Source organism: Bacillus sp. FJAT-29814 (assembly GCF_001510715.1).
Lineage (GTDB): Bacteria > Bacillota > Bacilli > Bacillales > Cytobacillaceae > Neobacillus.
The window spans coordinates 305,289-332,050 of record NZ_LMTJ01000004.1 but is presented as its reverse complement, the minus strand read 5'-3'; the positions used below and the strand labels follow the sequence as shown (position 1 = coordinate 332,050).

At 42.0% G+C, this 26,762-nt stretch carries 25 protein-coding genes and 2 riboswitches; of the genes, 11 read left to right on the top strand and 14 right to left on the bottom strand.

The genetic code is table 11. The annotated features are described in order from the left end of the window. Nucleotides 1-45 precede the first annotated feature (45 nt). A complete protein-coding gene (locus AR334_RS11895) occupies nucleotides 46-1,488 on the bottom strand; it encodes a L,D-transpeptidase (RefSeq protein WP_066310464.1) in 1,443 nt (480 codons plus the stop codon). A 291-nt stretch (nucleotides 1,489-1,779) separates the two neighbouring features. Here AR334_RS11895 and AR334_RS11890 point away from each other — a divergent pair, with 291 nt between their 5' ends. Continuing rightward, nucleotides 1,780-2,493, top strand: a complete 714-nt coding sequence (locus AR334_RS11890) for a hypothetical protein (protein WP_082692911.1) — start codon at nucleotides 1,780-1,782, stop codon at nucleotides 2,491-2,493. A gap of 88 nt (nucleotides 2,494-2,581) precedes the next feature. On the opposite strand, the gene AR334_RS11885 is transcribed toward AR334_RS11890, so the two are convergent. Continuing rightward, nucleotides 2,582-3,127 (bottom strand): hypothetical protein, encoded by a 546-nt coding sequence (locus AR334_RS11885; RefSeq protein ID WP_066310458.1) that lies wholly within the window; start codon nucleotides 3,125-3,127, stop codon nucleotides 2,582-2,584. A 207-nt stretch (nucleotides 3,128-3,334) separates the two neighbouring features. On the opposite strand from AR334_RS11885, the gene AR334_RS11880 reads away from it, so the two are divergent. Then, the gene (locus AR334_RS11880; RefSeq protein WP_066310456.1) at nucleotides 3,335-3,817 is read left to right on the top strand and encodes a hypothetical protein; all 483 of its coding nucleotides are present in this window, start codon (nucleotides 3,335-3,337) and stop codon (nucleotides 3,815-3,817) included. A gap of 12 nt (nucleotides 3,818-3,829) precedes the next feature. Continuing rightward, entirely contained in the window at nucleotides 3,830-4,333 is a 504-nt protein-coding gene (locus AR334_RS11875; RefSeq protein WP_066310448.1) for a hypothetical protein, read from the top strand. Nucleotides 4,334-4,392: 59 nt separating this feature from the next. Here AR334_RS11875 and AR334_RS11870 read toward each other — a convergent pair whose 3' ends face one another. The 6 genes from AR334_RS11870 to AR334_RS11845 all read right to left on the bottom strand — a co-directional run bounded on the left by AR334_RS11870 (nucleotide 4,393) and on the right by AR334_RS11845 (nucleotide 10,595). After that, nucleotides 4,393-5,409, bottom strand: a complete 1,017-nt coding sequence (locus tag AR334_RS11870) for an alpha/beta fold hydrolase (protein WP_066310446.1) — start codon at nucleotides 5,407-5,409, stop codon at nucleotides 4,393-4,395. 161 nt (nucleotides 5,410-5,570) lie between these two features. Beyond that, complete coding sequence (locus AR334_RS11865; RefSeq protein WP_082692910.1) at nucleotides 5,571-5,987, bottom strand: GtrA family protein; 417 nt, start codon at nucleotides 5,985-5,987, stop codon at nucleotides 5,571-5,573. Nucleotides 5,988-6,100: 113 nt separating this feature from the next. After that, nucleotides 6,101-8,047: an FtsX-like permease family protein gene (locus AR334_RS11860; RefSeq protein WP_066310439.1), complete on the bottom strand. Its 1,947-nt coding sequence runs from the start codon at nucleotides 8,045-8,047 to the stop codon at nucleotides 6,101-6,103. Beyond that, nucleotides 8,037-8,801 carry an ABC transporter ATP-binding protein gene (locus AR334_RS11855; RefSeq protein ID WP_066310437.1) on the bottom strand — a complete coding sequence of 255 codons (765 nt, stop codon included), beginning with the start codon at nucleotides 8,799-8,801 and terminating at the stop codon, nucleotides 8,037-8,039. Before AR334_RS11855 ends, AR334_RS11860 begins: the two co-directional genes overlap by 11 nt. 100 nt (nucleotides 8,802-8,901) lie before the next feature. Next, a complete protein-coding gene (locus tag AR334_RS11850) occupies nucleotides 8,902-9,906 on the bottom strand; it encodes a sensor histidine kinase (protein ID WP_066310435.1) in 1,005 nt (334 codons plus the stop codon). Further along, nucleotides 9,903-10,595 (bottom strand): response regulator transcription factor, encoded by a 693-nt coding sequence (locus AR334_RS11845; RefSeq protein WP_066310433.1) that lies wholly within the window; start codon nucleotides 10,593-10,595, stop codon nucleotides 9,903-9,905. Before AR334_RS11845 ends, AR334_RS11850 begins: the two co-directional genes overlap by 4 nt. A 250-nt stretch (nucleotides 10,596-10,845) precedes the next feature. On the opposite strand from AR334_RS11845, the gene AR334_RS11840 reads away from it, so the two are divergent. The 3 genes from AR334_RS11840 (at nucleotide 10,846) to AR334_RS11830 (ending at nucleotide 14,444) form a co-directional block, all read left to right on the top strand. After that, nucleotides 10,846-12,252 (top strand): L,D-transpeptidase family protein, encoded by a 1,407-nt coding sequence (locus tag AR334_RS11840; RefSeq protein ID WP_066310432.1) that lies wholly within the window; start codon nucleotides 10,846-10,848, stop codon nucleotides 12,250-12,252. Between the two features lie 429 nt (nucleotides 12,253-12,681). Beyond that, nucleotides 12,682-13,842 (top strand): ParM/StbA family protein, encoded by a 1,161-nt coding sequence (locus AR334_RS11835; RefSeq protein WP_066310429.1) that lies wholly within the window; start codon nucleotides 12,682-12,684, stop codon nucleotides 13,840-13,842. A gap of 14 nt (nucleotides 13,843-13,856) precedes the next feature. Then, nucleotides 13,857-14,444 (top strand): hypothetical protein, encoded by a 588-nt coding sequence (locus AR334_RS11830; protein ID WP_066310426.1) that lies wholly within the window; start codon nucleotides 13,857-13,859, stop codon nucleotides 14,442-14,444. A gap of 37 nt (nucleotides 14,445-14,481) precedes the next feature. On the opposite strand, the gene AR334_RS11825 is transcribed toward AR334_RS11830, so the two are convergent. Next, on the bottom strand, nucleotides 14,482-15,324 hold the full coding sequence (locus AR334_RS11825; protein WP_066310419.1) for a hypothetical protein: 843 nt from the start codon (nucleotides 15,322-15,324) through the stop codon (nucleotides 14,482-14,484). Between the two features lie 113 nt (nucleotides 15,325-15,437). On the opposite strand from AR334_RS11825, the gene AR334_RS11820 reads away from it, so the two are divergent. Beyond that, a complete protein-coding gene (locus tag AR334_RS11820; RefSeq protein WP_066310417.1) occupies nucleotides 15,438-15,707 on the top strand; it encodes a hypothetical protein in 270 nt (89 codons plus the stop codon). 52 nt (nucleotides 15,708-15,759) lie between these two features. Here AR334_RS11820 and AR334_RS11815 read toward each other — a convergent pair whose 3' ends face one another. Further along, complete coding sequence (locus AR334_RS11815; protein ID WP_066310415.1) at nucleotides 15,760-16,098, bottom strand: helix-turn-helix domain-containing protein; 339 nt, start codon at nucleotides 16,096-16,098, stop codon at nucleotides 15,760-15,762. A gap of 15 nt (nucleotides 16,099-16,113) precedes the next feature. Next, nucleotides 16,114-17,049 carry a hypothetical protein gene (locus AR334_RS11810; protein ID WP_066310412.1) on the bottom strand — a complete coding sequence of 312 codons (936 nt, stop codon included), beginning with the start codon at nucleotides 17,047-17,049 and terminating at the stop codon, nucleotides 16,114-16,116. 402 nt (nucleotides 17,050-17,451) lie between these two features. Next, nucleotides 17,452-17,535, top strand: a riboswitch (cyclic di-GMP riboswitch). 34 nt (nucleotides 17,536-17,569) lie between these two features. Here AR334_RS11810 and AR334_RS11805 point away from each other — a divergent pair. Beyond that, nucleotides 17,570-18,067: a hypothetical protein gene (locus AR334_RS11805; protein ID WP_066310410.1), complete on the top strand. Its 498-nt coding sequence runs from the start codon at nucleotides 17,570-17,572 to the stop codon at nucleotides 18,065-18,067. Nucleotides 18,068-18,378: 311 nt separating this feature from the next. Further along, nucleotides 18,379-18,463, top strand: a riboswitch (cyclic di-GMP riboswitch). 31 nt (nucleotides 18,464-18,494) lie between these two features. Next, nucleotides 18,495-21,539: an Ig-like domain-containing protein gene (locus AR334_RS11800; protein WP_066310402.1), complete on the top strand. Its 3,045-nt coding sequence runs from the start codon at nucleotides 18,495-18,497 to the stop codon at nucleotides 21,537-21,539. An 89-nt stretch (nucleotides 21,540-21,628) separates the two neighbouring features. On the opposite strand, the gene AR334_RS11795 is transcribed toward AR334_RS11800, so the two are convergent. Together AR334_RS11795 and gdhA are read right to left on the bottom strand one after the other, a co-directional pair. Beyond that, nucleotides 21,629-21,763, bottom strand: a complete 135-nt coding sequence (locus tag AR334_RS11795; RefSeq protein ID WP_082692925.1) for a DUF4023 domain-containing protein — start codon at nucleotides 21,761-21,763, stop codon at nucleotides 21,629-21,631. A 107-nt stretch (nucleotides 21,764-21,870) separates the two neighbouring features. Then, the gene (gdhA, locus tag AR334_RS11790) at nucleotides 21,871-23,253 is read right to left on the bottom strand and encodes an NADP-specific glutamate dehydrogenase (protein WP_066310396.1); all 1,383 of its coding nucleotides are present in this window, start codon (nucleotides 23,251-23,253) and stop codon (nucleotides 21,871-21,873) included. Between the two features lie 168 nt (nucleotides 23,254-23,421). On the opposite strand from gdhA, the gene AR334_RS11785 reads away from it, so the two are divergent. After that, the gene (locus AR334_RS11785; protein WP_066310393.1) at nucleotides 23,422-24,327 is read left to right on the top strand and encodes a LysR family transcriptional regulator; all 906 of its coding nucleotides are present in this window, start codon (nucleotides 23,422-23,424) and stop codon (nucleotides 24,325-24,327) included. Between the two features lie 170 nt (nucleotides 24,328-24,497). Continuing rightward, entirely contained in the window at nucleotides 24,498-25,436 is a 939-nt protein-coding gene (locus AR334_RS11780; protein WP_066310391.1) for a phosphotransferase family protein, read from the top strand. Between the two features lie 78 nt (nucleotides 25,437-25,514). Here AR334_RS11780 and pepT read toward each other — a convergent pair whose 3' ends face one another. After that, complete coding sequence (gene pepT, locus AR334_RS11775) at nucleotides 25,515-26,747, bottom strand: peptidase T (protein ID WP_066310775.1); 1,233 nt, start codon at nucleotides 26,745-26,747, stop codon at nucleotides 25,515-25,517. Nucleotides 26,748-26,762 lie beyond the last annotated feature (15 nt).

The window sequence follows — 26,762 nt, the reverse complement described above, 5'->3', positions numbered from 1 at the left end:
TTGTGGCGACTTTTGTGCCGCTACAATCATCCCTATTGTTCTTCGTTAGTAAACAATGACCGGGTCGTACGTGCTAAGGTTGTCATACACAGCTTTCATAAAGTTAGGTTGCACGTTGACGCAACCGTTTGAACCGGCATTGAGATAGGCGTTGCTTGCCCAGTTTGTCCGCCAGCTGGCATCGTGGAACCCTTGGCCGCTGTTGGTAAACGGCACCCAGTAATTGACCTTGATTGCATAAGGTGTGCCTGCTGTATCGCCAGTTAGCGTGTATTGTTGCCGTTTATAAAGGACATACCAAACGCCAGGTGACGTATCCTTTCCGGTACTATGTTTGCCGGTGACCACATTGGTAGTGGCGGCCAATTTTCCGTCTTTATAAATCCATATCCGCTGTTCGGCAATCGATACTTCCGCATATGTGTTGCCAATGCCATTGTTCGCGGTTGTTTCATACCCATAGCCTTCACCTTTCCAGCCTTTACCGATGATGTTCGCAGCAGAAACCGATGTCTCTCCCGTTTCAAAAGCCTTCTGAACCATTGCCGTTTCTTTTTTTACGTCCAAAGCCCAGCCATAGCCTTGACCTTTGACAGTTATGACCTTGCCAGAATGGGTCTTAAATGTAAAATTTTTATTTAATGTAGATTGGGTATCATTGATTTCAGTAATTTTGCTTTTAATATCACTAGGGTCTATGGCAATCTGTAAATCCTTTGATACAGTGGCACTTTTGATTAGCTCACTGGCTTTTAAAGAATGAACTTGATCCTGTACCTTGTATTCAATCGATTGGCCAAGAAGTTCCTTGAGCTTTTTCTCTTCGTTCTTTACTATTTCGCTGTCTTCTCTGATAGGCTGTAGGTATACAGGCTCTATACGAATATCGCTTTTATAATACTGCTTGTCGTAATCCTTCAAAAGGCTGGCAACATCAAATTGTTCCCCATCCATGCTTTTGGAGATGGATATTTTACCCTGTTCGAGCTTAACAAAAGCATCGACTGGTGCTTTCAATGTTTCATTCATGGACAGAAGCTTTTCTTCAACAAGCTTTTTCATTGTCTGAGTGCGATACTGGCCTGCCTCATCTGGAATCAGCTGATAATCTTTTTTCTTGAAAGAAGGGAAAAAAGTCCACTGGTTTTTCAGCAATTTCTTCACTTCAGGCAAATCCTTTTCGGTAAAGCCCAACTTTGTATCTTCTTCATCCAGGATTTGCTGCTCCCCGACAAAGACCCTGTTTTTTAATGAGGCTGTTTTTAACTTTTTAACGGTTTGATCAGCAGTCAGCCCACCCACTTTTATTGCATTTATCGTAACCTGCGAGTTGAATCGGGTTGCCTGATAATAACTGATTCCGGCAACGATGAGTGCAAGAACTGTGATACTGGCGATTACGGCCATCTTCCAGCCTTTGGACTTTTGCTTTGACTTCACCCGTGATTTTCCTATTTCTTCAACTGGTTTTTTCTTTGTACTGCTCATAAATCCTTACCCCCGACTGCCTGCTATCCTCGGTAGAATTGTCTACCGCTTAATAAAATCTTTATATGAAACTCTTGATTTAGTTTACCTTATTATTCTTAAATTATCACGAATATTTAACTGGAATTTACAATATCATGACAAACAGATGTCAATTATTTTTCTTCAAATTTTATTAAAATAGTGAAGTTTTAGATTTTGGGATGTTTGTGAATCTTTTTTCAATTCTTTGACGTAAAAGATATAATAATAGTTACAGTTACCGCCCATAGAATAAAAGGGGGAGAAACTTTGGTAGAGAAAAAGTACCCTAAACGAAAGACCTGGATTTTTAGAATTGTCTTGGCTTTATTGATTATTTCAATCGTTTATGCCATTTATATGTTTTTCAATGCCCCATCAGAGCCTTCCGAAAATGAATATGAACGGGTAAAAAGCGATTATGTGCTGATGATTTTGCAATGTGTCTTCGGCAGTATTATTATTTTCCTGCCGTCAAAGGTGGAGCAGCGGTTTCGCATCGATATCCCCGACATCATGGAAATTATTTATTTTATCTTTTTATTTTGTGCCATCTACCTTGGGGAGGTTCGCAATTTCTATTTTAGAATCCCCTATTGGGACCTGATTCTCCATTGCTTTAGCGCGGGAATGTTAGGGGCACTGGGCTTTGTTATTGTCCAATATTTTAATGATACGGAAAAAATAAAAATCCAATTAAGCCCGTTTTTTGTGGCATTATTTGCGTTTTGTTTCGCACTGGCCTGCGGTGCTGTCTGGGAGATTTATGAATTTGCTGCAGACGGTCTGCTTGGCACCAATATGCAAAAATTTATCACTGCCGATGGGACGGTGTTAATTGGGCGGGACGCGGTTGCCGACACGATGGAGGATATGATTGTCGATACGTTGGGGGCCATTGTAGTATCGACCCTTGGCTATTTTAAGCTGCGCAATCAGCAACAGAAAGCTAGTCATACTGCCGTTGTTGGAAAACAAGTATGATGAATGGAAGAGTTCTAGAATAATAGTAAACAATGAAGAAAAAAAGCCCTTCAGCTCATGTTAGAGCCGAAGGGCTTTTCAATAGTGATTATTTTGCTCGAAGTGCTTTGATCGCTTTTACAACCAGGATGATATAGCCAATCATTAGTCCGTAGCCGACCACAAGAATTAGAAGTGGTACATACTCCGGAGTAGTGCCGGAATCGGTGGACATTCCTGCCAAGAATAGCGGGGCAATTGGAAGCATCAATACACCCGGGCCTGAGCCAATTAATAGTAATGCACCAGGAGCAAGGGCAATCCATGGCCAAATGGGCTTCTTCTTTTGGACAGTGGTGGTCTTAGATAATTCCAGTGGGTCTATATCCTTGAAATATTCATTCAAAAAGCTCTTTTTTTCACGATTATAATGTTGAATCGCTCCATATGCCCGCTTCATTCCCCAAAGAGTAACTACAAGAATACAAAGGGCAATGGTCATATAGATAATCGTGAAAAAACTCAATTCATTTGCTTTCCAAAATGACATAAATAATATAAAAAATATGCCAGGAAAAGCTGAAAGCAAAAATAATCCACCGCCAATAAGGACAATCCAGGCCCATATTGGCTGTTGCAGGTTCGATTGAGACATTAACATTCTCCCTTTGTTCATAGAATAAATCTATTATAAATAAATAGTATGGTAAAAAATAGTATTTTTTACCTAATGTACAGATTCCACAAAACCTTCTTTTTTCCCTTCTGATGAAATTAAAAAATGAATCACAAGGACAGTATGGGAACGAATATTTTACCTTGAAGGTATATATATAATTCGTTATAAAGGGAGGGACTTTCTATGGGGATTGACCAACATGGTTATCTTGGTGCGATAGACGATGCAATGGCCAAGGGTATGGCTGCAAAGGAAGTTGCTTGCTCGATTACTACTGGCTTCAGGGTGATTCCATCGTTGCGGAACGCACCGGGTCTTAATCCATATCATGCTTCAGTCGCTGATGTTGGCTACGGATTTGATGCAGTCAGAGGTACAATTAAGCGGCTCCGCGAAAATGAACCAATCCCTCTTTGGAAGGAAATGCTTGTCTTTGACCTCGATACATTAAGAATCAGCGAAAAACAATTGAACCCGAATTTTGAACTGGTGGCGCAAGAGGCAGGCCCAGATACCTACTATTTAATAGAACAAAGCCGCCAACTCAACAGGCAGATTTCTGGAAAAATTTACGAAGCGATCCGATATGGCATGGATTTTTTTGGATCGGAATGGGATGTGATTCTTAAACGCGTTCAAAATGTTCAAGCTATTCCACGTTTGTAGGGAGGGGATGGAATGCCGCAAAACGTTCAAATAAGTGAAGCAGAAAAACAGCGATTATTAGAATGGTGGGAAGCTACAGAACAAGGGACAGTAGTGGTCAAACGATTGGTTTCATACATTACAGAACTCAGGCTGCATCCGGAATCAAGCCGTGCCGACGGTATGATTTTGTTTTATCGCGCTGCATCAGAGGTATCATACGGATATGCGGGAATGAGGGGCTGTATCCGCAGGGCTTTTACTCCTGAATACTCCGAATTTCTGCAGCATAATATTGTCAGGTGTCATAGCTTCGCAAGGAGATTTTCAGTTGATACAAAGGTACTCCTTGAAAGAGTTGCCAAGCAAATCACAGGGACTGAGGCGCTCAAGATTGTTGAGCACATCCGTAAAACACTTAGGGAAAATGACCTGATTTTAACAGAAATAGAGTCTAAGGCAAATGCGTTTTTTGGAGCAGAGACCCATCAGGCATTACAAAACAGCCACATGCAATCGATTACCCTATCGCCATAACCAAATAGGTAAGAGAAGAGCAAATTCGGTCGGATTTGCTCTTCCTGTTTATAGGTTTATTAGCGGTTGATCATAGATTTGACAGTTTCAATCACTAGATCTGGTTCATCATGCATGACAGCATGCCCGCTGTTTTCGGCCACGATTAATTCACTGTTTGTAGATAGTGTCAGCATTTGTTTTTGTTGTTCCTGCCAGATATCTTCCATCTTGTTGCTGTCTGCCTCGGAGATTCCGATTACCGTTCCATCTATTGGGATACCATGGGTGACCACTTTTAATGGAATGTCCTCAAGAGACTTGTTTCGAATGCTATCTTCTAATTGAGTCATGTTTCGAAGCTCATCTTCTTTAGCAGCAAAATATTTCGGGCGAAACTCCACGTTTAATGCTACTTCCCGTAATTCCTTTGGAATTTCCTTAAGAATTGAATCACCCATTAATCGAATAATTCCCAGATTCTTTAGTAAGGCCATTACATTCTTCGTAGAAGAACCCATTAAAATTGGGTCAACCCCAGCATCTAGCAAAATGGGATCGGTTTCCTTTGAATAATCCTCTGTTCTAGCATCGAGCAAGACTACCCCGCCGACTTCGTCCTGGTAGGTTTGGGCAAATAATCGGGCATACATCCCGCCAAGAGAGTGTCCGACAAGGATATAGGGACCTTCAATTTTTTCTTTTTTCAAAGCCTTATATAATTCACGGACAATATTTTCACCGGTGCGTTCCGCGTCAGCCTTTTCGCTCCAGCCATAGCCTCCCCGGTCATAGGTAACAACTGTACCGAATTTAGAAAGTTCTTCAGGTATATCAAGCCAGCTCGTGCTGGAGGCTCCGCTGCCAGTTTCCAAAATGATAGTTGGGCCGCCTTTTCCTTGTTTATGGAGATGAAGCTTAAATCCCCCAACATCGACAAGCTTACCCTCAGGTGGATTGTTTTTAACCACTTGGTAGCCGGCAATCGCTTCGAATGAAGCACCAAGAATTGTAATGGCAAGAATAAAGCTGATGAGGCCAAAGGCGATTTTCTTCCAGATTGGCCGTTTTTTCTTTTCCTTTAATTGAGTTTGCATGATTGTTCCCCTTTCATTTTTCCATCTATCGTTATCTTAAGGAAAAATAGTCATATGGGGTTAGTGACCGCAATCATCGTCATGGTAACAAAATAATCATATCAATCCAGGGGACGGTCCTCTGCTTCGAAGCACAGAACCCTTCCCTGCTTTTCCTGAAGTCATTTAAATGTCCACCATTTGTTTAAGAAAAAATTGTAGACGACATTAAAGAACATGACGAGCACTTGAGCAAGGAGCTTGGAAACTCCAAAAACATCGACAAGAAGGTAGAGGACCACCAAATTTATGAACAGGGAGGAGGCGTTAACAAGGGTAAATTTAATTGCTTGGTTCCTATTACGATTTTGTTGAAACACAAATGAGGAACTTAAAATATAGCCATTTAATAACCCGGCACAATAGCCGATAATGCTTGCGAGTAAATAGTACAAGCCAAGGTTTAATAAGAAGGTATATACCAACAGTGAAATCGTGGTGTTAACCGCACCGACAATACAAAATTTAAGAAACTGCCCATGCTTTTGAATCAGCGGTTTGTATGTACTAAAAGCGAGTCGTTTTTGTGTCTCCTCCATATCGCTTTCTCAATCCTCCATAGTTAGCATCTATAATAGTATTGGAAAATTATTTATTTTAAATGCGATAATTGGACTAAGAAAACGGGTAGTGCCAAGCACTACCCGTCTTTCTATAACGCTTCTTTAATTACCTTTTTATAATAAACAACGGACAGGAATCCGAAGCTGGAGTACAGGGCTGTATATAGCAGCATGACGATGATCATCGGCGTCCAGACCTCGGCGCCGAACAGGAACCAGCCCGATTGGACGGCAAAATAGCTGTGGGATAAGCCCACGACTAGCGGAATGCCAAAACTGAATAATTGTTTTCCACGAATGCCTTTTAATAAATCTCCCTGAGTGAAGCCAAGCTTTCGTAAAATTGTGTAGTTTGGCTTTTCCTCTTCGCCTTCCCCCATCTGCTTGAAATAAAGGATGCAGCCGGAGGTAATCAGGAACGTGAGTCCGAGGAAGCCGACGATAAACAGGGCAATGCCCATGGTTTGCTTCTGCACGTTGCTAATTTCCAGACGGGAGTCATTGGCACGCTCATTTTTGAACGTCATTCCTGTAAATAGTGTATTGGCTTTCTCCAGTTGGGCTTCATTTTTTAAATTAATGCCGATATATAGGGAGGATTCCCGCTGAATTTCCGGATTGAGATTATTCCGTAATCGCTCGAAAACCGTCTGGTCGACAATGGCGGTTGGCGAGCCGCCACCGGTGAAATACCAGGATACGACAAAATCCTTATTCAGCCCTAAATACGTTAACGGAATCACTTCAGTTTGTCCTTTTAATTCTATGTCTCCGGAATCCTTCAACGTCATAAACTTTTGCAGTAAATCATTATAGCCGGTAAAAACCGTTTCGCCTGGCTCAACATCAATATTTTTAACGACCTGGTCGCTTACAACCGCAAGCTGCATTTTGGTTGGGTCCATCATCAATCCATCCATATTTGCATCCATAATATGTTTCAGATTCGCTTCAATCTGGACTACATCCATTCTTTTTTCACGATACTCAATTCCATTTGCTGTTAATTTGTCGGTGAATTGCTCAGCCTCTTCGGGATTGGTAAACGCGAAATCCGCCGCCACATAATTAAGCGCTGTTTTTTCAGCAGAATAGTAGGAAATATAGGCTAACGACAATAACCCGATTGCCAATGCAGACACTGTGGTAATGACTGTTAATAATAAAGCATTTGATTTCATCCTGAACATAATCGACGAAAGAGAGAGGACCTGGTTAATATTCAGGTAACCGTCCTTCTTTTTCCGAATCAAATGGAAAATAAAGCTAACTGACCCTTTATAAAATAAATAGGTTCCGATAATGACAGACGCCAGAATCCCCGCCATCGCCAGGAACAGCTCTGTCATTGTCATGAAATCACCGCTAAATAACTTTGATGAAATGTAGTAGCCGGTTCCGATTAAAATCAGTCCAACGATTCCAATAATGATCTCGAAGACGGAGATTTTCTTCACTTTCCCCTCCGTGGAGGAGATGACCCTGAACAAGGCCAAAATACTTTGCCTTTTAATAAATACATAGTTCATCAGCATGATCAGCAAGTAGATGACACCAAACACAATCAGCGTCCGAGTCAGCGCCTGCTCAGAAAAATGTAGTGTCGCGACAGCATCAACGTTGGTTACTTTAAATAAAATCATCACCAATAGTTTTGAGGCGGAAAACCCAATAAAGATCCCGATTATGAGAGAACTAAAATAGAGAATAAAGTTTTCGATCGTCAAGATTCTGAAAATCTTGGACTTTGTCATGCCGATTAATTGAAATAAACCAATTTCCTTGCCGCGCCGCTTGATAAAAATATTGTTGGCATAGAGCAAGAAAATGGAGACGATGGCCACTAGCATAACCGCTCCGGCCTTAAGTGCCGCCGCCCCTTTAATCGAATCCTTCGCTTCTTCCATCGCCGGGTCAAACTGCAGTGTGACAAAGGCGAAATACAGGGCGACACTGAAAATTAACGCAAATACATAAAGAAAGTAATTTTTAAGATTCTTTTTCAGATTGCGTAGGATGAGTTGATTAATGCTCATACTGGTTCACCCCACCCAATACACCTTGCGTTTTCATGACATCCTTGAAGAATGCCTGCCGTGATTGGTCACCCTTATTTAACTGGGTGTAGATTTGCCCGTCTTTGATGAAAATGACTCTGCTGCTGAAGCTTGCGGCCACTGGATCGTGTGTTACCATGACAATCGTAGCATTGAGCTTTTTATTTAATTGGCTCAGTTTGTTAAGCAAGTCCGAGGCTGATTTGGAATCCAGTGCCCCGGTTGGCTCATCGGCGAAAATAATGCTTGGTTCATGGATAAAAGCCCGAGCAGCCGAGGTCCGCTGTTTCTGGCCTCCGGAGATTTCATTCGGATATTTGTCCTTGATCTCCAAAATGCCCAGTTCCGTTGCAACCTCGGTAAATTTTTGCTCCGCTGCCTTCTTTGAAACGTTGTTAATCGATAACGGCAGCAAAATATTTTCTTTGACGGTCAAGGTATCCAATAAATTATATTCTTGAAAAATAAACCCCAAATGATGCTTGCGGAATTCCGCCAGCTGCTTTTCCCTCATCCTGGTGATTTCTTTTCCATCGATTTTAATCGTTCCATGACTGACAGTATCAATCGAGGAAAGCACGTTGAGCAAGGTAGTTTTACCGGAACCGGATGCTCCCATGATACTAACGAATTCACCCTTTGCAATGCTAATATCAAGCGCCTTTAACACTTCCTGCTTATTGAACTTATTGCCGTAGCTTTTATTAATTTTTGCCGCTTCTAAAATATTCATCTTTCACACACTCCTTGATTCGATAGCTTTATTATAAAAAAGCCGGCCGTTCAAATCCTTCGATTGAGCGAACAAATCATAAAAGCATGTGACGTTTTTGTCACATGCCTGTTATATGTAGAAAATCATTCCGTCTCGGGAAGGTTAAGGTGAACGTTGTCCCCTCTCCAAGCTTTGACTGGACATCGATGTTAATCAATAACGGTTGGGCTGCTTTTTTTGCCAAAAATAATCCCATGCCGGTGGCGGCGCTTTCTTGGTGAACTGTCGTAGAGGTAAAGCCCTTGTCAAAGATTCGCAGCAGGTCCTGCGGGGAAATTCCACGGCCAAAGTCCTGAATCTCGAGAATAGCTTGCCCCTCCTTAAGGTATGATTTGATGTTGATGTCGGCCTCATGGCTATATTTGACGGCATTTGTCAGCAGTTGCCTGATGATAAACCCCAGCCATTTGGCATCCGTCAGCACCTGTGTCACCTCAAGGTCGACCTCAAAGCCAATCCCCTTTTGCATGCACCACGATTGCAGCGTTTTTATTTCTTTAAAAATTAACGGCTTTAAGTCGGTTTTTTCGATATATAAATCATTCTCCATAAATGGTATGCGCCGCTGGTGGAGCTGTTGGTCAAGCAGGTGGTGGACTCGCAGCCATTCATATGTCAGGCTGGCCTTAGCTTTTTCGTCATCAAGGCGATCAATCATTAAGGACATGGCGGTTAATGGTGTTTTTACCTCATGGATCCAGGCCAGCAGTTCATCCTTTTCCTGTTCCAAGGTCAACAGGTTTTGTGAGGCTTCTAGCTTCAAGCGCTCTGTTTGACCCGAGACACTGTCGGCAATGATTTTTTCAAAAGGGGTTTCTGCCTCGGCAAGCCCCGACAAATCAAAATCGTTTTCCCAATCTACCAAACTTTTATAGAATTTGGTTTCCTTTTGATAGCGAATGATGAAAAAAACGGCAAAAATCAGCAGAGATAAGAAAACAATATAGAGAAGGGACGTGAAGGGAACCGCCGCATCAAGAAACGAGACAAACAAAACCAAGGCTTCCAAGACTAAAATAAGCAGGATCCAGCTTCGCCTTTCGATGAGATATTTTTTGATCATATTGTCCCCGCTTCTTCCACGGCGATATAGCCTTGGCCGACCTTTGTTTCAATATATTGGCCGAGTCCGATCTCATCAAGCTTTTTCCGTAGGCGATTAACGTTGACGGTCAGTGTATTGTCACTGACAAACCGCTCATCCTCCCAAAGGCTTTTAATCAGTTCTTCGCGGCTGACGATTCTATTTTTTCGCTGGGTTAATTCCCTAAGGATAAACATTTCATTTTTCGTTAGCTCAATGGTTCCGTTGTCGTTGGAAACAGTGTTTTTTGGGTAATCAATCGTTGCCCCGCACCATGTTTTCAGCTCGATTTGCTCGGTACTATAATTGTGGACGCGGCGGAGAATGGCCTGGACCTTGGCAATCAGCACGTCGAAGTGGAATGGCTTTTGTATAAAATCATCGGCACCAAGCTGCATCGCCATCACCATATCGGTTGGATGGTCACGGGAGGATAGAAATAAAATCGGTACATTGGAATGGGAGCGAATCATCCGGCACCAATGGAACCCGTCAAATTTCGGCAGCTGGATATCAATAATCACCAGATCTGGTTTGACAGCAGTAAATTCCTGCAGGACTTTGGCAAAGTCGGTAATCCCGTATACATCATACGACCAGCCGGCAAGCCTGTCCCGTATCTCATTAAATAAAGTTGCGTCATCCTCAATCAGCAACAGCTTAAACATCAGAATTCACCACATTTCTTTATAATCCTAAGTTAAATTGTATAGAAAATATTTCCTGTGTGCCAGTGTAATGTAGGATGAATCACAGGACTATGGTATGACTTCTTTAGACCCCTAATATTAAGAATTACCTAAGTATTTCTACTTAAATATTAAGATTTTACAAAATTTTTACTACAATATGACAAATATTTCCTAATCGACATGTTATTTTTATAGAAAAGAAACATAATTGGGGTGCTTAGCTGAAATGAGGAAATTACTAATACCATTTTTGCTGTTTTTCACATTTTTCGCCTTTGCTGGAGCAACAGAAGCCAGTGATGGTTCCCAGTTGATCATAATTAATAAGAAGACCAATACGCTAGCCTATTATAATGGCGGGACATTGGTCAAAACATTTAAGGTAGGAACGGGCAGGTCACGGTCGTTAACTCCGGAAGGGAAGTTCAAGATTGTGAATAAGATCGTTAATCGCCCTTATTATAAAGATAACATCCCCGGTGGCGACCCGCGCAACCCTTTAGGCAACCGCTGGATGGGTCTTGAGGCTAGAGGCACGTATGGAACAACTTATGCGATTCACGGTAATGCCAATGAAGGTTCAATCGGCAGATATGTCAGTTCGGGCTGTGTAAGGATGCATAATGCCGAGGTGCGCTGGTTATTTGATCAAATTCAGCTGTACACAGAGGTCGTAATTACCCACTCAGATGCCGGATTTGACGCGATTGCTGCTGCAAATGGGTATGTGGTTACGGCTCCGGCAAGTGCTGAAGCAGGAAGCGTGGTTGTCCCAATCCAAAACGGATGGGTAAATGTCAGCGGCAAAAAATTTTATTACGACAATGGCGTGATGAGAACCGGTTGGCAAACCATCAATGGCAAAAAATATTTCTTTGAACGCTCCGGTGTCATGAAGACCGGATGGCTGAATGAAGGAGGAAAAAAATACTTCTTTGACAAAAACGGTGTCATGTGTGCGGGATGGCTAGAGCTTCAAGCCGGAAAATATTATTTTGACAGCAATGGTGCGATGCAAACCGGTTGGCTGGACGAAGGTGGACAACGATATTTTCTCGATAACGAAGGGAAAGCTAAAATTGGCTGGCATGAGGAAAACGGGCAAAAATTCTATTTTGACGCTGCCGGTGCGATGAAGACGGGCTGGCTGGAGGATGCCGGGCAGAAGTATTATCTTGAACAGAATGGAGTCATGAAGACAGGCTGGTTATGGGATAATGGAACGAGATATTATCTTAATACTAAAGGGGTAATGCAAACCGGCTGGTTGGACGAAGGCGGCAAAAAGTACTATTTCGATGCCGCAGGAGCGATGAAAACTGGCTGGGTCGAGGACAATTCGACTTGGCGCTATCTCGATGAAACTGGCTCAATGGTAACGGGCTGGATTAACTATAAAGGAAAATGGTATTTTACCGATTCAACTGGTGGATTACAAACCGCCTCATTGATCAGCAATCAGGATTACTTTGAAAACCCGGATCAACCGAAGACCGGTTTATTGGATATGTCCGGAATTAAATATAACTTTCATTTAACCAAACCAGTGGAAACCTCCCTGTTGAAATACAATAATAACTGGTATTACATGTATGTTGGCGCCGATCTGGCCGAAACTTTGTTGAATGGTTGATTTATATAGGAAACTGGCTTCCCAAGTATGGACCTGAGACAATCGAGTCTAATTTGCGTCGGTGACTGGCACTGCCGCAATTTATTGATACAATAGAAGGTTTCCTTTTGGGGCCTTCTTTTTTGCCGTAATGAAATATTTGTAACAATGGTTGCGTGTTTACGTTTATGTATACTTGTTTACTTTTTGTCTACTTAGTGTTTACATATTCGTTTACATGTTTACAAATCTGTTTACATCCCTTAATGGCGCGATGTTTACAATTTTGTTTGTTTTGTATACAAATCTGTTTACACTTTTCTCCGTGTTTACGTCATGTTTACATTTTTACGTTTATGTTTCTTTTGCCCCGGTGTCATTGAAGAATCTAGTAATCTTCTATAACCTTTTAATAGAAACAAACTTATTAAATGGAGAGGAATGATTAGTATGACCAAGTCCAGAATTGCAGCGGTGGATGTAGGCAATGACTCCATTAAGGCTATTTTCGGAGAAATAGAGCATGAATTGAATATACCTAACATTATTGCAAGAGATACTGAAGACCGGCCGGTAATCGGCATTGAAGAGTTGGACTCCAAGGACCCGTTGGACGGGATACATATTAAAGTCCACTCCCCTGCCCTGAAGGAAAACAATATCATTTATCGAGTCGGGAATTTGGCGACCAAGAGCAATAATGCCACAGAACTCGATCCAGGCAGCAGCAAGTCGGAGGAAGACCAAACATTAATCATGCTGTTTACGACATTGGCGCTTGATGCAGTAAAGGCAGAGTTTCCACGTTCGAAAAACATTATTGATGCCAACTATACATTGGGAACAGGTCTGCCCCTGCGCGAGGTAAAGGAAGGCAAGGATGCGGGTTACCGCTCAAAGCTGCTTGGCTCCGTCCATCAGGTGGAATTTCTGGTGACACCGCGATACCAGGGCATCAAGGTCAATATTAAATTCAATGAGGTGAAAGTGTATCCGGAAGGCTTTGCGGCCTACATAAACCTTGTGATGGACAATAATTTAAAAATTATCAATAAAGATTTAATCGATAAGCGAATTTTGATCCAGGATATCGGCGGACTCTCAACCGATATTGCCGTCATTAAGAACAGGAATGTCGATGATGATAAAGCGCAAGGCTTTAACCTCGGGGTTTCGGAATCTTTAGAGGCCATCCGTGAGGAAATCCGCAAAAAGCACGGCGTGGAACTGGACAGCCGACGCGATGTCGTTGAAATCATCACGAAGAAAAATGACCGTAACCATATCATGGTGAAAGGCAGCAGGACGAGCGTCCACGATATCACCGACCGAATCCTGCTGGACCTAGCGAAAAAGCAATACCGCCTGCTGCGTAATGTGTGGGCAAAGAACTCGCAGACGGAAATCTGCTATTTTGTCGGCGGCGGCTCCATTATTTTAAAAGACTATCTGAAAGCATTAAATAATGGTTTGGATGGTTTCAATATCGATTTCTTTGAGGATGAAAAGGAAAGCATTTGGATGATGGCCAATGCCTATTATAAGCTGATTACCGATTTTATCCGCAAGGCCGAGAAGCAAAAGGCTGATAAAGCCCCTGTAAAAAGTTGATGTAGGGTGATTCTATGAAAAAAGCGTCGGGTAACGAGATTAAGAGGGGGCAGGCCATTTCGTTCCGGGTCCCCTCGGATACACCGGACCATATCCTGAAGCACCTCCAAAAATTGAAGGAAACGGAGCGGCGGAATTTTTCGAGCCAAATCGCACAGTTCGTTTTGGAAGGGGTCGGGCGTTCTGTAGCCCGCGAAAAGGAAACAATTACGGTCCCCCTTCCAAAGGGCTTATCCAAGGCACAGCGCGACTGGTTGAAGCACGAGCATTCGGAGGCATTGCTCGGAAGCATCCTTTATCAGCTGATTTCCGACCCCGTGCGGTCGACCGCATTGCTGGCCTCGTTGAACAGCAATTCGGTGGATATCGATGAGGCGCTGTATTTGCAGGAGCAAGTGGCGTTTGAGGAAATCCCGGTCGAGCAAGCCCATGACTTTGAAGATGAAATTGCTGCTGGGGTCGAAAGTGAAGATGACCTTGAAACGTTTGATTGGGATCGAGCTACGGCTCAACAGGAGTCCCCTCTTGAAGAGGCTGAATTGGAAGAAGAACCGGATCTTGACGACCTGCTGGGCGGATTTTTGGCGAGTATGAATAAGTAGAGCAGCGAGGAGGCACCTTTTTAGGGTGCCTTTTGTGTTAGTTCGGGTAGGAAATTCGTTCTGCTTCATCATGTAGTTTGAGCGATTGGAGCTGCTGCTTAAGGTAATCTTTGATATCGTATTGATCGAAAATCAGTCCTTTTGATTGGGCATCGCGGAAGAAGGCAAGCTTTGATTCATAGGAGGAGGTTTCGAAAAAGTGTTTCACCTTATTCAAGTCGAGGATTTCCTGCAGAGCCATTTTAAAGGTTTGATGTGTAGAATCGCGATTTTGCTGAATCACCCCGATGCCGTCCTCGGTTTGGATGATAATCTCTTTGTCTCTCTCGTTTTTAGTCTGCTGTAAATAATCATATAGATTTCTAATCGGTTTTAACTCAAACTCTTTTTGAAAAATTTCCCTGATTTTAGTATGCTCATCTTCTTCCGGTTGTGCCGTAATCAAGCCTGGATATTGTTGGGCTAAGCGGTTAAACCGGTCCTCAGTTGTTGTTATATCTACAAGAAATAGTGCATCGGGTGCAAAACATAATAGTCGGTAAAAGTCCTCAAGGTTTCTGGCGACAATTTTAACCGGGTCACCGAAGTCCATTGGCGAAACCCGGACAATTAAAGCCTTTTCTAAGTCTTCAACCTGTCCAAAATCAGTCAAAAATCCATAATGCATCCCATCCACCGCTGGCCATGCGAAGGAAATGACATCGAGCGGCGTGTTCAAATACCGTTTATCGACGCCATCAATGGAAAAATATAAGCCCAATAAATCTCCGTACTTAAGCAGTCCCCTACTTTTGAGTTCATTTTGCATAAAGCTGATTTTTTCAAGCTTGGGCGGAACGGGGTATTTCCCGTAATTTAATTTAACAAGATTGTTTGCCATCTCATTAATCCTTTCCAGTGTAGTTAATACCATTATTACCCAAATGTTGCTAGTTTAGTAGGATTTTAGATTACTATTATCGAATTTTAATGGATTAGGAGGGAGAAGGTTTAATGAGAGTAGTTTTGCAGGTCGTGATTGGGGTCCTTGTTGGATGGCTGTTGTTTTATTTGTTTGGGATTGAACAGCCGGAAGTGATTAAATACCTATATAAATACTTAAATTCGCTGCTGGTTTTCTTTATTGTCGTGGTGGCTGTACCTGCGAGTTGTTTTGCTTTTTTTCATAGATTTAAAGTGTTTGGGATTGCGGTTTCTTTAACGATGGTTGGGCTGTTTTTGGTGGTCTATATTGCTTTGAATAGTGGGGGGATTGGGTTTTAAAAGCCTTCCGATTCCCGGTGCAAACCAGGGCAGCCAGCGCCACCCTAAATTCTCACTTGAACAATTTTGGCAAAATGTTTTTTAATGAATTGCCTTTTTTAAAATAAATCTCTTCGCGGACCTTTTCATTAATCGCCTGCCAAAGCATGATCTCTACATCAGAAAGTGGTTTGGATTCTTCCTCTTTAAGAAAGGCGGCAAAGTAGTCCAAAGGTACTCCATAAAATCTTGATATATCCGCCATTATTTCGAAGGAAACGGATTTTCGGTCCCCTTTTTCAAGCATGCTTAAATATTGAAGGGTGATTCCGGTCCCTTTTGCGACTTCTTCAAGGCGCAATTTTCGTTCCATTCTTAATCTCCTGAGCTCCTGCCCCAACGGTGTCGCCATAATCCCCCTCCTCCCCTATTCCATTTTGGAATGATAGTTAATCGTAATGATGTAATACCAACTAAAGATTGCTTCAAAGAACGTGATGATAACCTCTTCAATTTTTTTCGGTAATTTTAAAATTTTATGTGTTTGATAGTGAATTAGTTCATGAATAATCGTCTGCAATTGCTCAGGGTAATCCATCTTTTCATCGACAATGATCAACTTTTGATCAGGAGAAAATATCCCTTTGACGTCTTGCAAATCCATAAAGAAAATGGGAATGCCATACTTCCTTGTAATTTTTTCAGTCAATACATGAATCTGCTTTTCATTAATCGACATAAACTGCTTATGCAGGTATCCAATAATAGTATAGTAGGAAAGGAACAGAATGAGTACAAGATTTACCTCTAATTCATTGAAAAAAGAGAGAATCGGGAAGATAACGGCCACTTCAAACACCATCGGCCCAAACTGGTCCAAAAATAGCTTACTGCTAACAGTTCCGGTCTCAAGATAAACATAAACATACTTCAGGATAATGCTTAAGGTTAACATAACAAGTAAAGTTGCATAACGTGCTAGGTACGTCTTATCACTATATCCATTATATATTTCATTGCAGATAATGATAATAATAGTATATATGGAAAGCAAGGATATTCTTGAAGTTATGCCTCCCCTCTTTTGGTGAAGGCTGGCAAATAAACAATCAACTAGCAGATAAATAACGCCGTAAACAATAGAGAAACGGTCGAAGATGATTAAAGATAATATCACATGGAAAAAAGAGTATCCAAAACCCGAGAAAACCTTGAGTTTGATTTGGTCAAAAACAACCATGATACAAAGAAAGAAAACAATGTCCCATTCCAATTCGTCTGGGAGCACAATAAAAAAATCCGTTAAAACGATGGCCGGGATCAAGAAGAAGAGATAGAGGTGTTTACGTCCAAGAGCGTTCATGTATGTTCTCCTGTTAAAGTAGTAAATTTATCCCATATATTTTTATGTTAATTGAGATTCTTTCAGTTATAAATAAATATTTTTCTACAAAATCCTATGGATTTTGACGGAGTTTGTCTACTAATAACTCTTTAGTTCCACTATTGTTTAATTTATTCTTAATTTAACGGAAGAATAATTCTAACTGAATATTTTCCTCCTACTTTTAAGGGCACTGACTTTAGTTGGTGCCTTATTTTTACAAAGTTCGTGCCTTTGGTGTGAACTTTGTCGGATGAAATAAATTTTATTAAACTATAGTTTAATTTATACTGGAGTCGTAGAAACGATATTTTAATATTGAAGTGGCCACGAAAATATTAGCGAATGTCGTTATGTGAAGGATGGTTAAACTGGGATCCTTCCTTGTTGGGAAGCTGTGAAGTATAGCCTGTAATTGGACACTTGGGCTATATGGAGCCAATAGTGTAACCGGCCCTCTTAGGCAGTGAAAAAATTTTTTCTAGGAGGAGAGAGAACAATGAAGAAGATTTTCTCGGGTTTAGCAGCAGGTGCATTAACGCTTGGAATCCTGGCTAGTTCAGCTTTTGCGGCGGTAACATTCGATCCAACGACAGGCACGGGATTTGTCGGCAAAGGCGACGTCCAGACAGCATTGGGCTATAATAACGCCAAAATGCAGGCAGAAGCCAAAAACCTTGTTTTCACTTATAAATCTCAAGACACTTATGCCATTACAGTGACTTGGACCACCGGTGAAGGAACCAAGGGAGAGCAAACACACTACGTTACACATGAAAGGTCCTCAACTGTTAATAGCGGTGTTTCTTATGATCCAAGGAAAGCAAATCAATATACTGGATTTATACTTACCGGACTTGAAAACACATCCGAAACTGGCGGTGCTATCCCTAAGGTTGGAGATGTGTTCCCAGGCAATTCAGGGCATGTTGTCGAAGAAGTTCAGCTGATCTCAACAACCGGTGGGTTATATGTAAATGGGGTCGCGATTCAATAATAAACCTTATTGAGTCGAAAGAAGGTGCTCTCTCATTGGGGTGCCTTCTTTTTTAATACTGTGAGGTGACATGGTAGGTAGTAGTTTAACTACTTTTTACACTTTTGTTTAAAGATAATTTATTGGAAAAATTTGACGAATCTTGACGGAAAGTAGCTATGAAATGTCGAAGGGAAAAAATACCTATAAACAATAGTTTAATTTATAATATTTGGTAGATATATAGTTCGATATAATGAACGTATAAATACATACAGAAAGGATGGGGAGTTTTTAAAATTGCAGCAGGTTTAGGAAGTTTGGACCATTTATTTTTTATGGGAAACGATGAAGTATAACCGGCAATCTGGACACTTAGGTTATATGGAGTTAGTAGTGTAACCGGCCCTCTTATTTAATAGTAAATTACTTAGGAGGAGTAGAGGAAATGAACAAAAAGCAAATCAATAAATGGGGGATTGCTGTTCTAGCCAGTTCTATAGTCTTTAGCCCCATTGCCCCGTCTATCCAAGCAGCACCTAACCCAGCAAAACCAGAGGCCTCTAATGGCACTGGCAGGACAGAATTAAACAAAATTACAGGTGTTACGACTTTAAACCCCATACCACCCCGGGTTGATAATGCTAGTACTGTCCTATTAAGTGGTTCCGTTATAATTGATGGACCTAAATTAGAGCTAAAAGTAAATGGTCAAGTTGTAAATGCAAAAACGACAAAAATAACAGATAAGCTTTGGACATTTGAATATGTTCACAAATTAAACCCGAAAAACCTTTCTGAAAAGAAGGATGAGACAGTCACTGTTGAAGCTTATACAGTTTACTCAAATGGAAAAAATGCAGGTGAATTCCACACTGGTGCAGTTCCGGTGAGCAAGACAGTTGATTTAACCCCACCCGCTATTACTTTTAATGACTACAATAAAGATTGGACCAATCAGAGCATAACTGTCTTTGCCAGTATCAATGAAGAAGGTACTCTTAATGCAAAAAGTCATACTTTCGATGAAAATGGCAGCTTCACTTTTATCGCTACGGATTTAGCTGGGAATACATCAGAGGAGACAGTGACAATCACCAATATTGATAAAATTGCTCCTGAAGCAGAAGTCGAGTATTCTAGTACTTCTCCTATTAATACAGATGTTGTTGCAACCATTGTAGCAAGTGAAGAGGTCACATATACGAATCTAGATGAATTACCATCAACGATTTCCTTTGATGAGAAAGCTAAAACTCTTACTTTTACGGAAAACGGCAGCTTTGAATTAAAATTTGTTGATAGAGCTGGAAACCCTGGGTCTGTACTTGTATCAGTTGAAAATATTGATAAAGATGCTCCAGTCGGTTCACTTACTTATTCTACTACTGATTGGACGAATGAAGATGTGACCGTAACATTAGAAATGTCTGAACTGGTTGATTTTACAAATCTTAACGCTGTACCTAAAACAATTTCCTTTGAAAAAGATGATGATAAAACTTTTAAACTTACTTTCTCAGAAAATGAGAAATTTACATTAAAGTTTAGAGATAAAGCTGGTAACACAGGAGAAGTAGAAATAAATGTAGCGAACATTGATAAAGTTGCTCCTACCGCTGAAGTGAATTATTCAAGTACTAAACCAACAAATCAAGATGTGGTTGTTACAATCGAGCCAAGTGAAGAGGTCACAATCCTTAATAACGGAGGTTCTCCAAGTATCACTTTCACTAAAAACGGCGAGTTTGAGTTTCTCTTCGTGGATAGAGCCGGAAATACAGGCACTGCAAAAGTTAAGGTGGAAAATATCGATAAGGTTGCCCCTATCATCATGATAAGTGAGTATTCAACCGAATGGACGAACCAGGATATCACCGTAACTGCCACCATGAATGAAGAAGGCACACTGAATGCAACAAGCCATACTTTCACTGAAAATGGCAGCTTCGAATTTGTAGCGACTGATCTCGCAGGGAATGTCACTAGACATACTGTCCAAATTACAAACATCGATAAGGTTAAGCCTGAGATTACAGTTAAGCCATATAACACCGATTGGACTAATCAGGACATTACAGTTGAAGTAAGCATGAATGAAGAAGGAACACTGAATAAAACTAGCCATACCTTCACCGAAAATGGCACATTTATCTTTATTGCAACAGACCGTGCTGGGAATGTAACAGAACTTCCAGTTACTATTTCAAATATTGATAAAGTTGCACCGGAAATTATTGTTGAGGATTATGTAAAAAGCCCAACAAATCAAGACATTACTGTAAATGTAAGCATGAACGAACCAGGTACCCTGAATCAAGAAAGCTACACTTTTACAAAAAATGGTGAATTCGAGTTTGTTGCTACTGACCGCGCAGGCAATGTAACTACAAAGCTAATAAAGATTACAAACATCGATAAAGTGGCACCAATAATTACTGTGTTTAGTTACAACACTTCGCCGACAAACCAGGATGTGGTTGTAACAGCAGAAACTAATGAAGGAACTCTGAACACAACAAGTCATACATTTACGGAAAACGGTTCTTTTGACTTTATCGCAATCGATGCGGCTGGAAACAGAACTGTTCAAACGATTACCATCACTAATATTGATAAAACAGCGCCAGTTATTACTGTAAATCCTTACAATACAGAACCAACCAATCAGAATGTTGTCGTAACGGTTTCGACAAATGAAGGTACATTAAACGCTACTTCCCATACTTTTGAACAAAATGGAGAATTTGAATTTGTCGCAAGAGACGAAGCTGGAAATGTCACCAAAGTAACTGTAACCATTTCAAATATTGATAAAACACCGCCAACAGTAAGCAATGTTATAAATGGCTTTGCTTATAATATCAATGTTGCTCCTACATTTAATGAAGGAACTGCTACATTAAATGGAGTATCATATACTTCAGGTACCACCGTTTCTGCTGAAGGTAGCTATACTTTAGTAGTTACCGATGAAGTAGGAAACCAGACAACAGTTACTTTCAGTATTGATAAAACAGCGCCAGTAGTGAGCGGTGTGGAAAACAATAAGTTTTACAATGTGGACGTTACCCCAAGCTTTAATGAAGGAACAGCTACTCTAAATGGCAACACTTTTATCTCAGGGACGACTGTTTCTGCTGAAGGAACATACACACTTGTTGTAAGAGACGTAGCTGGTAACGAAACAAGAGTTACCTTTACGATTGATAAAACGAAAGCGGTTCTAACCAATGTAAAAGCCATAACCATTCAAAGTGATAAATTGACAACTGTCTCAGGAGGATTCGCTGAGCCAGGTGCCACCATTAGAGTTTACTTAAAAAATAACAATGGCACTAAGGGTGAATTACTAGGAAGTACAACTGTGGGTCAAAACGGCGAATTCAGTCTGCAACTTGGCAAAGTACAAAGCACTAACACTGATTTAATTGTTACTGCAACTGATAAAGCTAATAATACTTCCGAAGTTACTGTTACTGTTAATAAATAAGCTTAATTTGCTTATGTAACTAAAATAGACTACTTGTCCCCAAAGACAAGTAGTCTATTTCATTGTTACATAGTTAGGAAGCATTATTATTAATGCTCCTTATTAGGCATATGCTCACTAGGTGTATTTTTCCCTTGTCTTTGTCGATTTTTGCGATCCTTTTCCTGTCGTTCATGCAGGTTTTCGACATATTCATGGGTATCGCCTTGAAGATTTTTATCCATGCCATTAACCTCCTTATTGATTGGACATTGGTTAATGTAACCAATCAACCCGGAAATCATGCAGGCATGAAAAAACCCCCCGATGTAAGATCCGGGGGATTAATTTCTTATATGATACCCTGTACGATCATCGCATCGGCGACTTTAGTAAAGCCAGCGATGTTGGCGCCGACAACTAGGTTGCCAGGGAAGCCGTACTCTTCAGATGCCTTCACAGCATTTTGGTAAATGTTTATCATGATTTGATGCAGCTTTGCGTCAACTTCCTCAAACGTCCAGGACAGGCGCTGGCTGTTTTGGGCCATTTCCAGGGCGGAAACGGCTACACCGCCGGCATTGGCCGCTTTGCCAGGGCCAAACAATACATCGCTATTTAAGAACACATCCACAGCCTCAAGTGTCGATGGCATGTTGGCGCCTTCGCCGACAGCTTTTACGCCATTGTTAACCAAAATTTTAGCAGAGCATTCGTCAATTTCGTTTTGCGTCGCACAAGGAAGGGCGATATCGCATGGAATCGACCAAATGCCTGTGCAGCCCTCAAAATATTGGGCTTCAGGATGGTAGTTGACGTACTCGCTGATCCGCTGGCGATCGACTTCTTTAATTTGCTTAACCGTTTCAAGGTTAATTCCGTTCTCATCGTATATATAGCCACAAGAGTCACTGCAGGCCACAACCTTAGCCCCGAGCTGGGTCGCTTTTTCAATCGCATAAATTGAAACGTTGCCCGAACCGGAAACAACAACCGTGCTCCCATCAAAGCTTAGGCCTTTGTCTTTCAGCATTTCCTCAACAAAATATACGGTGCCATAGCCTGTTGCCTCAGTCCGCGTTAGGCTGCCTCCGTAACCGATTCCTTTACCGGTGAATACGCCGGCCTCGTAGCCGCCGCGTAGCTTTTTATACATACCGAACATATAGCCGATTTCTCTGGCGCCAACGCCGATATCCCCTGCCGGTACGTCGACATCGGGCCCGATATGGCGGTAAAGCTCTGCCATAAAGCTTTGGCAGAAACGCATGATTTCGCCGTCGGATTTTCCTTTCGGATCGAAGTCGGAGCCGCCCTTGCCGCCGCCGATTGGCTGGCCTGTTAATGAATTTTTTAAAATTTGCTCAAAGCCCAGAAATTTAATAATGCTGGCATTTACTGAGGGATGGAAACGAAGACCGCCTTTGTAAGGCCCAATTGCACTGTTATATTGGACACGGAAACCACGGTTTACCTGAACCTTTCCGTTATCATCTACCCAAGGAACGCGAAAGGTGATGACACGTTCAGGTTCAACGATTCTTTCAAGAATGCCCTGCTGCATATATTTCGGGTGTTTTGCAAATACAGGCACGAGGGAATCGAATATTTCCTTAACGGCCTGATGAAATTCGTATTCGTGTGGGTTACGGCTTTGCACGGTAGCAAATACCTCGTTGACGTAGTCCCTTGCTGCCTTAGATCCTGACTGTTTAACATGCTCAATGGTTTGCATGAAATCACCCCTTATTTATTGAAAAATAATATAAAATTATCCATTTGTTAACTGAAAATTCTTTTTATTGTCATTTACTTATTTTATAATTGAAAAATAATCTAAGCAATATGAATAATAGATATAATTAATGCCAAAATGAGATGAGGGCAAAGGAGGTTGGGTTTCATGGAGTTAAGGCAAATTAAATATTTTATTGAAGTGGCCAAACGCGAGCATGTGACAGAGGCGGCCGATGCCATGCATGTGGCGCAATCGGCGGTGAGCCGGCAGATTTTTAACCTCGAGGAAGAGCTTGGGGTTAACCTGTTTATTCGTGAAGGCCGCAGTGTCAAGCTGACCCCAATCGGTGAAATGTTTTTGCAGCAAATGGAACACGCGGTAAAGCTGATTGACAATGCCAAGCGCAAGGTCGAGGAATATCTTGACCCCGAAAAAGGAACGGTTCATATCGGGTTTCCCTCCAGCCTCGCTGGCTATACGCTGCCAACGGCGATCTCCGCCTTCCGGGAACGCTATCCCGATGTAAAGTTTCAATTGAATCAAGGTTCCTATACCTATTTAATTGATGGTGTCATTAAGGGCGATTTTAATATGGCCATTATTGGTCCGGTCCCGAAAAAAACTAAAAAGATTACCGGAAAGACGCTATTTACCGAAAACATCGTCGCATTGCTGCCGCTACATCATCCCTTGGCAGAAAGGAAACTAATAAAAATAAGCGATTTGCGGGAGGATCCGTTTATCCTTTTCCCCAATGGATATATTTTGCGGGAAATCATCGTCAATGCCTGCGCTCAGCTTGGATTTGAGCCAAGTGTAGCTTTCGAGGGCAAAGATATTGATGCCATAAAAGGGTTGGTTTCTGCAGGCCTTGGCGTGACGCTCATACCTGAAATCACCCTGATTGACAGCCTGCCGCGGGCAACCGTCAAAATCCCGTTGGTGGAGCCTAACGTCACCCGTACGGTCGGCGTCATCATCCCTACTGAACGCGAGCTGCTGCCGACGGAAATGCTTTTTTACGAGTTCCTAAGTGAATTTTTCAGCATCCTTGACCGCTATCAGAATTAATACCCGATAACGCCATAAAATAAACAGATGCTTTTTTGAGATGGTGAGGGAGAGGATGGCATGAATATTGTCGCAGTCGCCGATTTTGCTAATTTTGGACGGATAAGTTGCATAGTATTTTAGGTTTGCATTATAGTCGTAGTAAAAACCTACCAAAAGGTTGTGGGACTATGGGGTTGCCTGAGGAAATCGTCTTAGCGGATGGAACTTTAAATGACCGGTTAATTTTGAAAAAAGAACCTCTTTATCAAGGAATGAACGGCAAGTTTGTTGAACGGTTTTATTTATCGGAGACGGAAAGCTATATTTTTAAACCGTTGACGAACAACGACCAGTTAGGCAAGGAAGCCTGGATCAATGAACATGTCCTTCGCGTGTTCCCGGCGATTTTTCCAAAAATCATTTCCTATTCGAAACACGATCATCCTGAGTTTAGCTGGATGATTCTTGAAGACCTTGGCCCGCTATTACATGAGTTTACTGAAGAAAGTGTGCTCGGTGTAGTGAAGTGGATGGCATGGTGGCATTCCCTCCCCCTCGAGTCGTTTCCTGATGTTCCGGTATCCGGACTGAAGCCGAAGCGGGACCAGTTGATTTCGGACATTTGCCGGGATAAGGGAAAGTTTATGGCCATGCTTCCGGATTTGATGTTGGAGGAACAATCGATTGAGCGTATTTACGAATACCTTGATAGTTTCATATTTTCAAAGACTCTTGTCCTCTCACACGGTGACTTGCATGTGGGGAATTACGCGTTGGCCGATGGCCGGATTGTGATTTTGGACTGGGAGCACGCCCACACCAATACCCCTTTCTGGGACCTGTACCACTTGCTCGATATGTCGCATCCGATTTTTCCAAAAGAGATTAGGGCTGAGTTTCGCGAGCGAGCATTACGGTACTATCTTGAACAGGTTGAATTGGAGTTGGATGCTGAGGCGTTTACAAGAGAGTATCACCTGTTTTCTTGTGTATTCTCAATTTGGATGATCTTGCTGATTGTGAAGGATTTGAGCGCTGATGATGGCAAATGGTCGAAGGAGCAGTTGGAGAGGCAATTGAATGAGACTGTGTTGAGCCTGCGGGAATGTGCTCAGTACCTTGTTTGAAGAGTTTGTCGAATATGCCCCGGGAAATATGTCGATTATTGAAAAAAGCTAACCTTTGTCGGGTTAGCTTTTTTTTAATTAAGCTCTTTGTTCAAAAAGCTTGGCAATTTCAACGATAGTATTAGTCGCTTGGATCATGTTATCAACGGAAATAAACTCGTATTTACCGTGGAAGTTTTCGCCGCCTGTAAAGATATTTGGCGTCGGCAGTCCCATGTAGGATAACTGGGAGCCATCAGTGCCGCCGCGGATCGGCTTAACTAATGGCTTAATATCGAGGCTTTCCATTGCCTCCTTGGCGATTTCTACAATTTCAAACACCGGCACGATTTTTTCCTTCATGTTGTAATATTGGTCGTTCAGTTCAAGTTGAAGTGTACCTTCGCCATATTTTTCATTTAACGCTGCGACGATTTTTTCCATTGTCGCTTTTCTGTTGTTAAAAATCTCTCTGTCATGGTCGCGGATAATGTAATAAAGCTTGGTTTGCTCGACTTCACCTGTGAAGGAAATTAGGTGGTAGAAGCCTTCGTAGCCTTCGGTGTGCTCGGGCGCTTCTTGTGCTGGTAGCTTGCTGTTAAGTTCCATCGCAATTTTCATCGAGTTGACCATTTTGTCTTTCGCTGAGCCAGGATGAATATTACTGCCTTTTATGGTGATTTTGGCTGACGCCGCGTTGAAGCTTTCGTATTCAAGCTCCCCTAATGGACCGCCGTCAACTGTATAGGCGTATTTGGCATTGAAGGCGGCAACGTCAAACTTATGAGGGCCGCGGCCGATTTCCTCATCTGGTGTGAACGCAACGCGGACCTTGCCGTGCTTGATCTCTGGATGCTTAATCAGGTAAGCCATCGCGGTCATGATTTCGGTAACGCCAGCCTTGTTGTCTGCACCAAGCAGCGTCGTGCCGTCGGTTGTGATCAGCGTGTGGCCTTTATAGTCGGCGAGATTTGGAAAATCCTTTGTTGTCATGATGACCTTTAGGGATTCGTTTAAGGTGATGTCGCCGCCGTCGTAGTTTTCGACTAGCTGCGGTTTAACGTCTTTCCCGGTAAAATCAGTCGCTGTATCGACGTGGGCAAGGAAGCCGATCGTCGGCACATCTTTGTCGGTGTTGGAAGGCAGGGTCGCCATCAGATACCCATTCTCATCAAGTGTAACCTCTTGCATCCCGATTTCCTTAAGTTCCGCTTCCAGCATGTGGAGCAGCGTCCACTGCCCTTCCGTTGACGGACAAGTCTCGCTGGCCTCGTTGGATTGCGTATCCACCTTTACATAGGAAGTAAATCGTTCAATCAATTCTTCTCTCAAAATCGCTGCACTCCC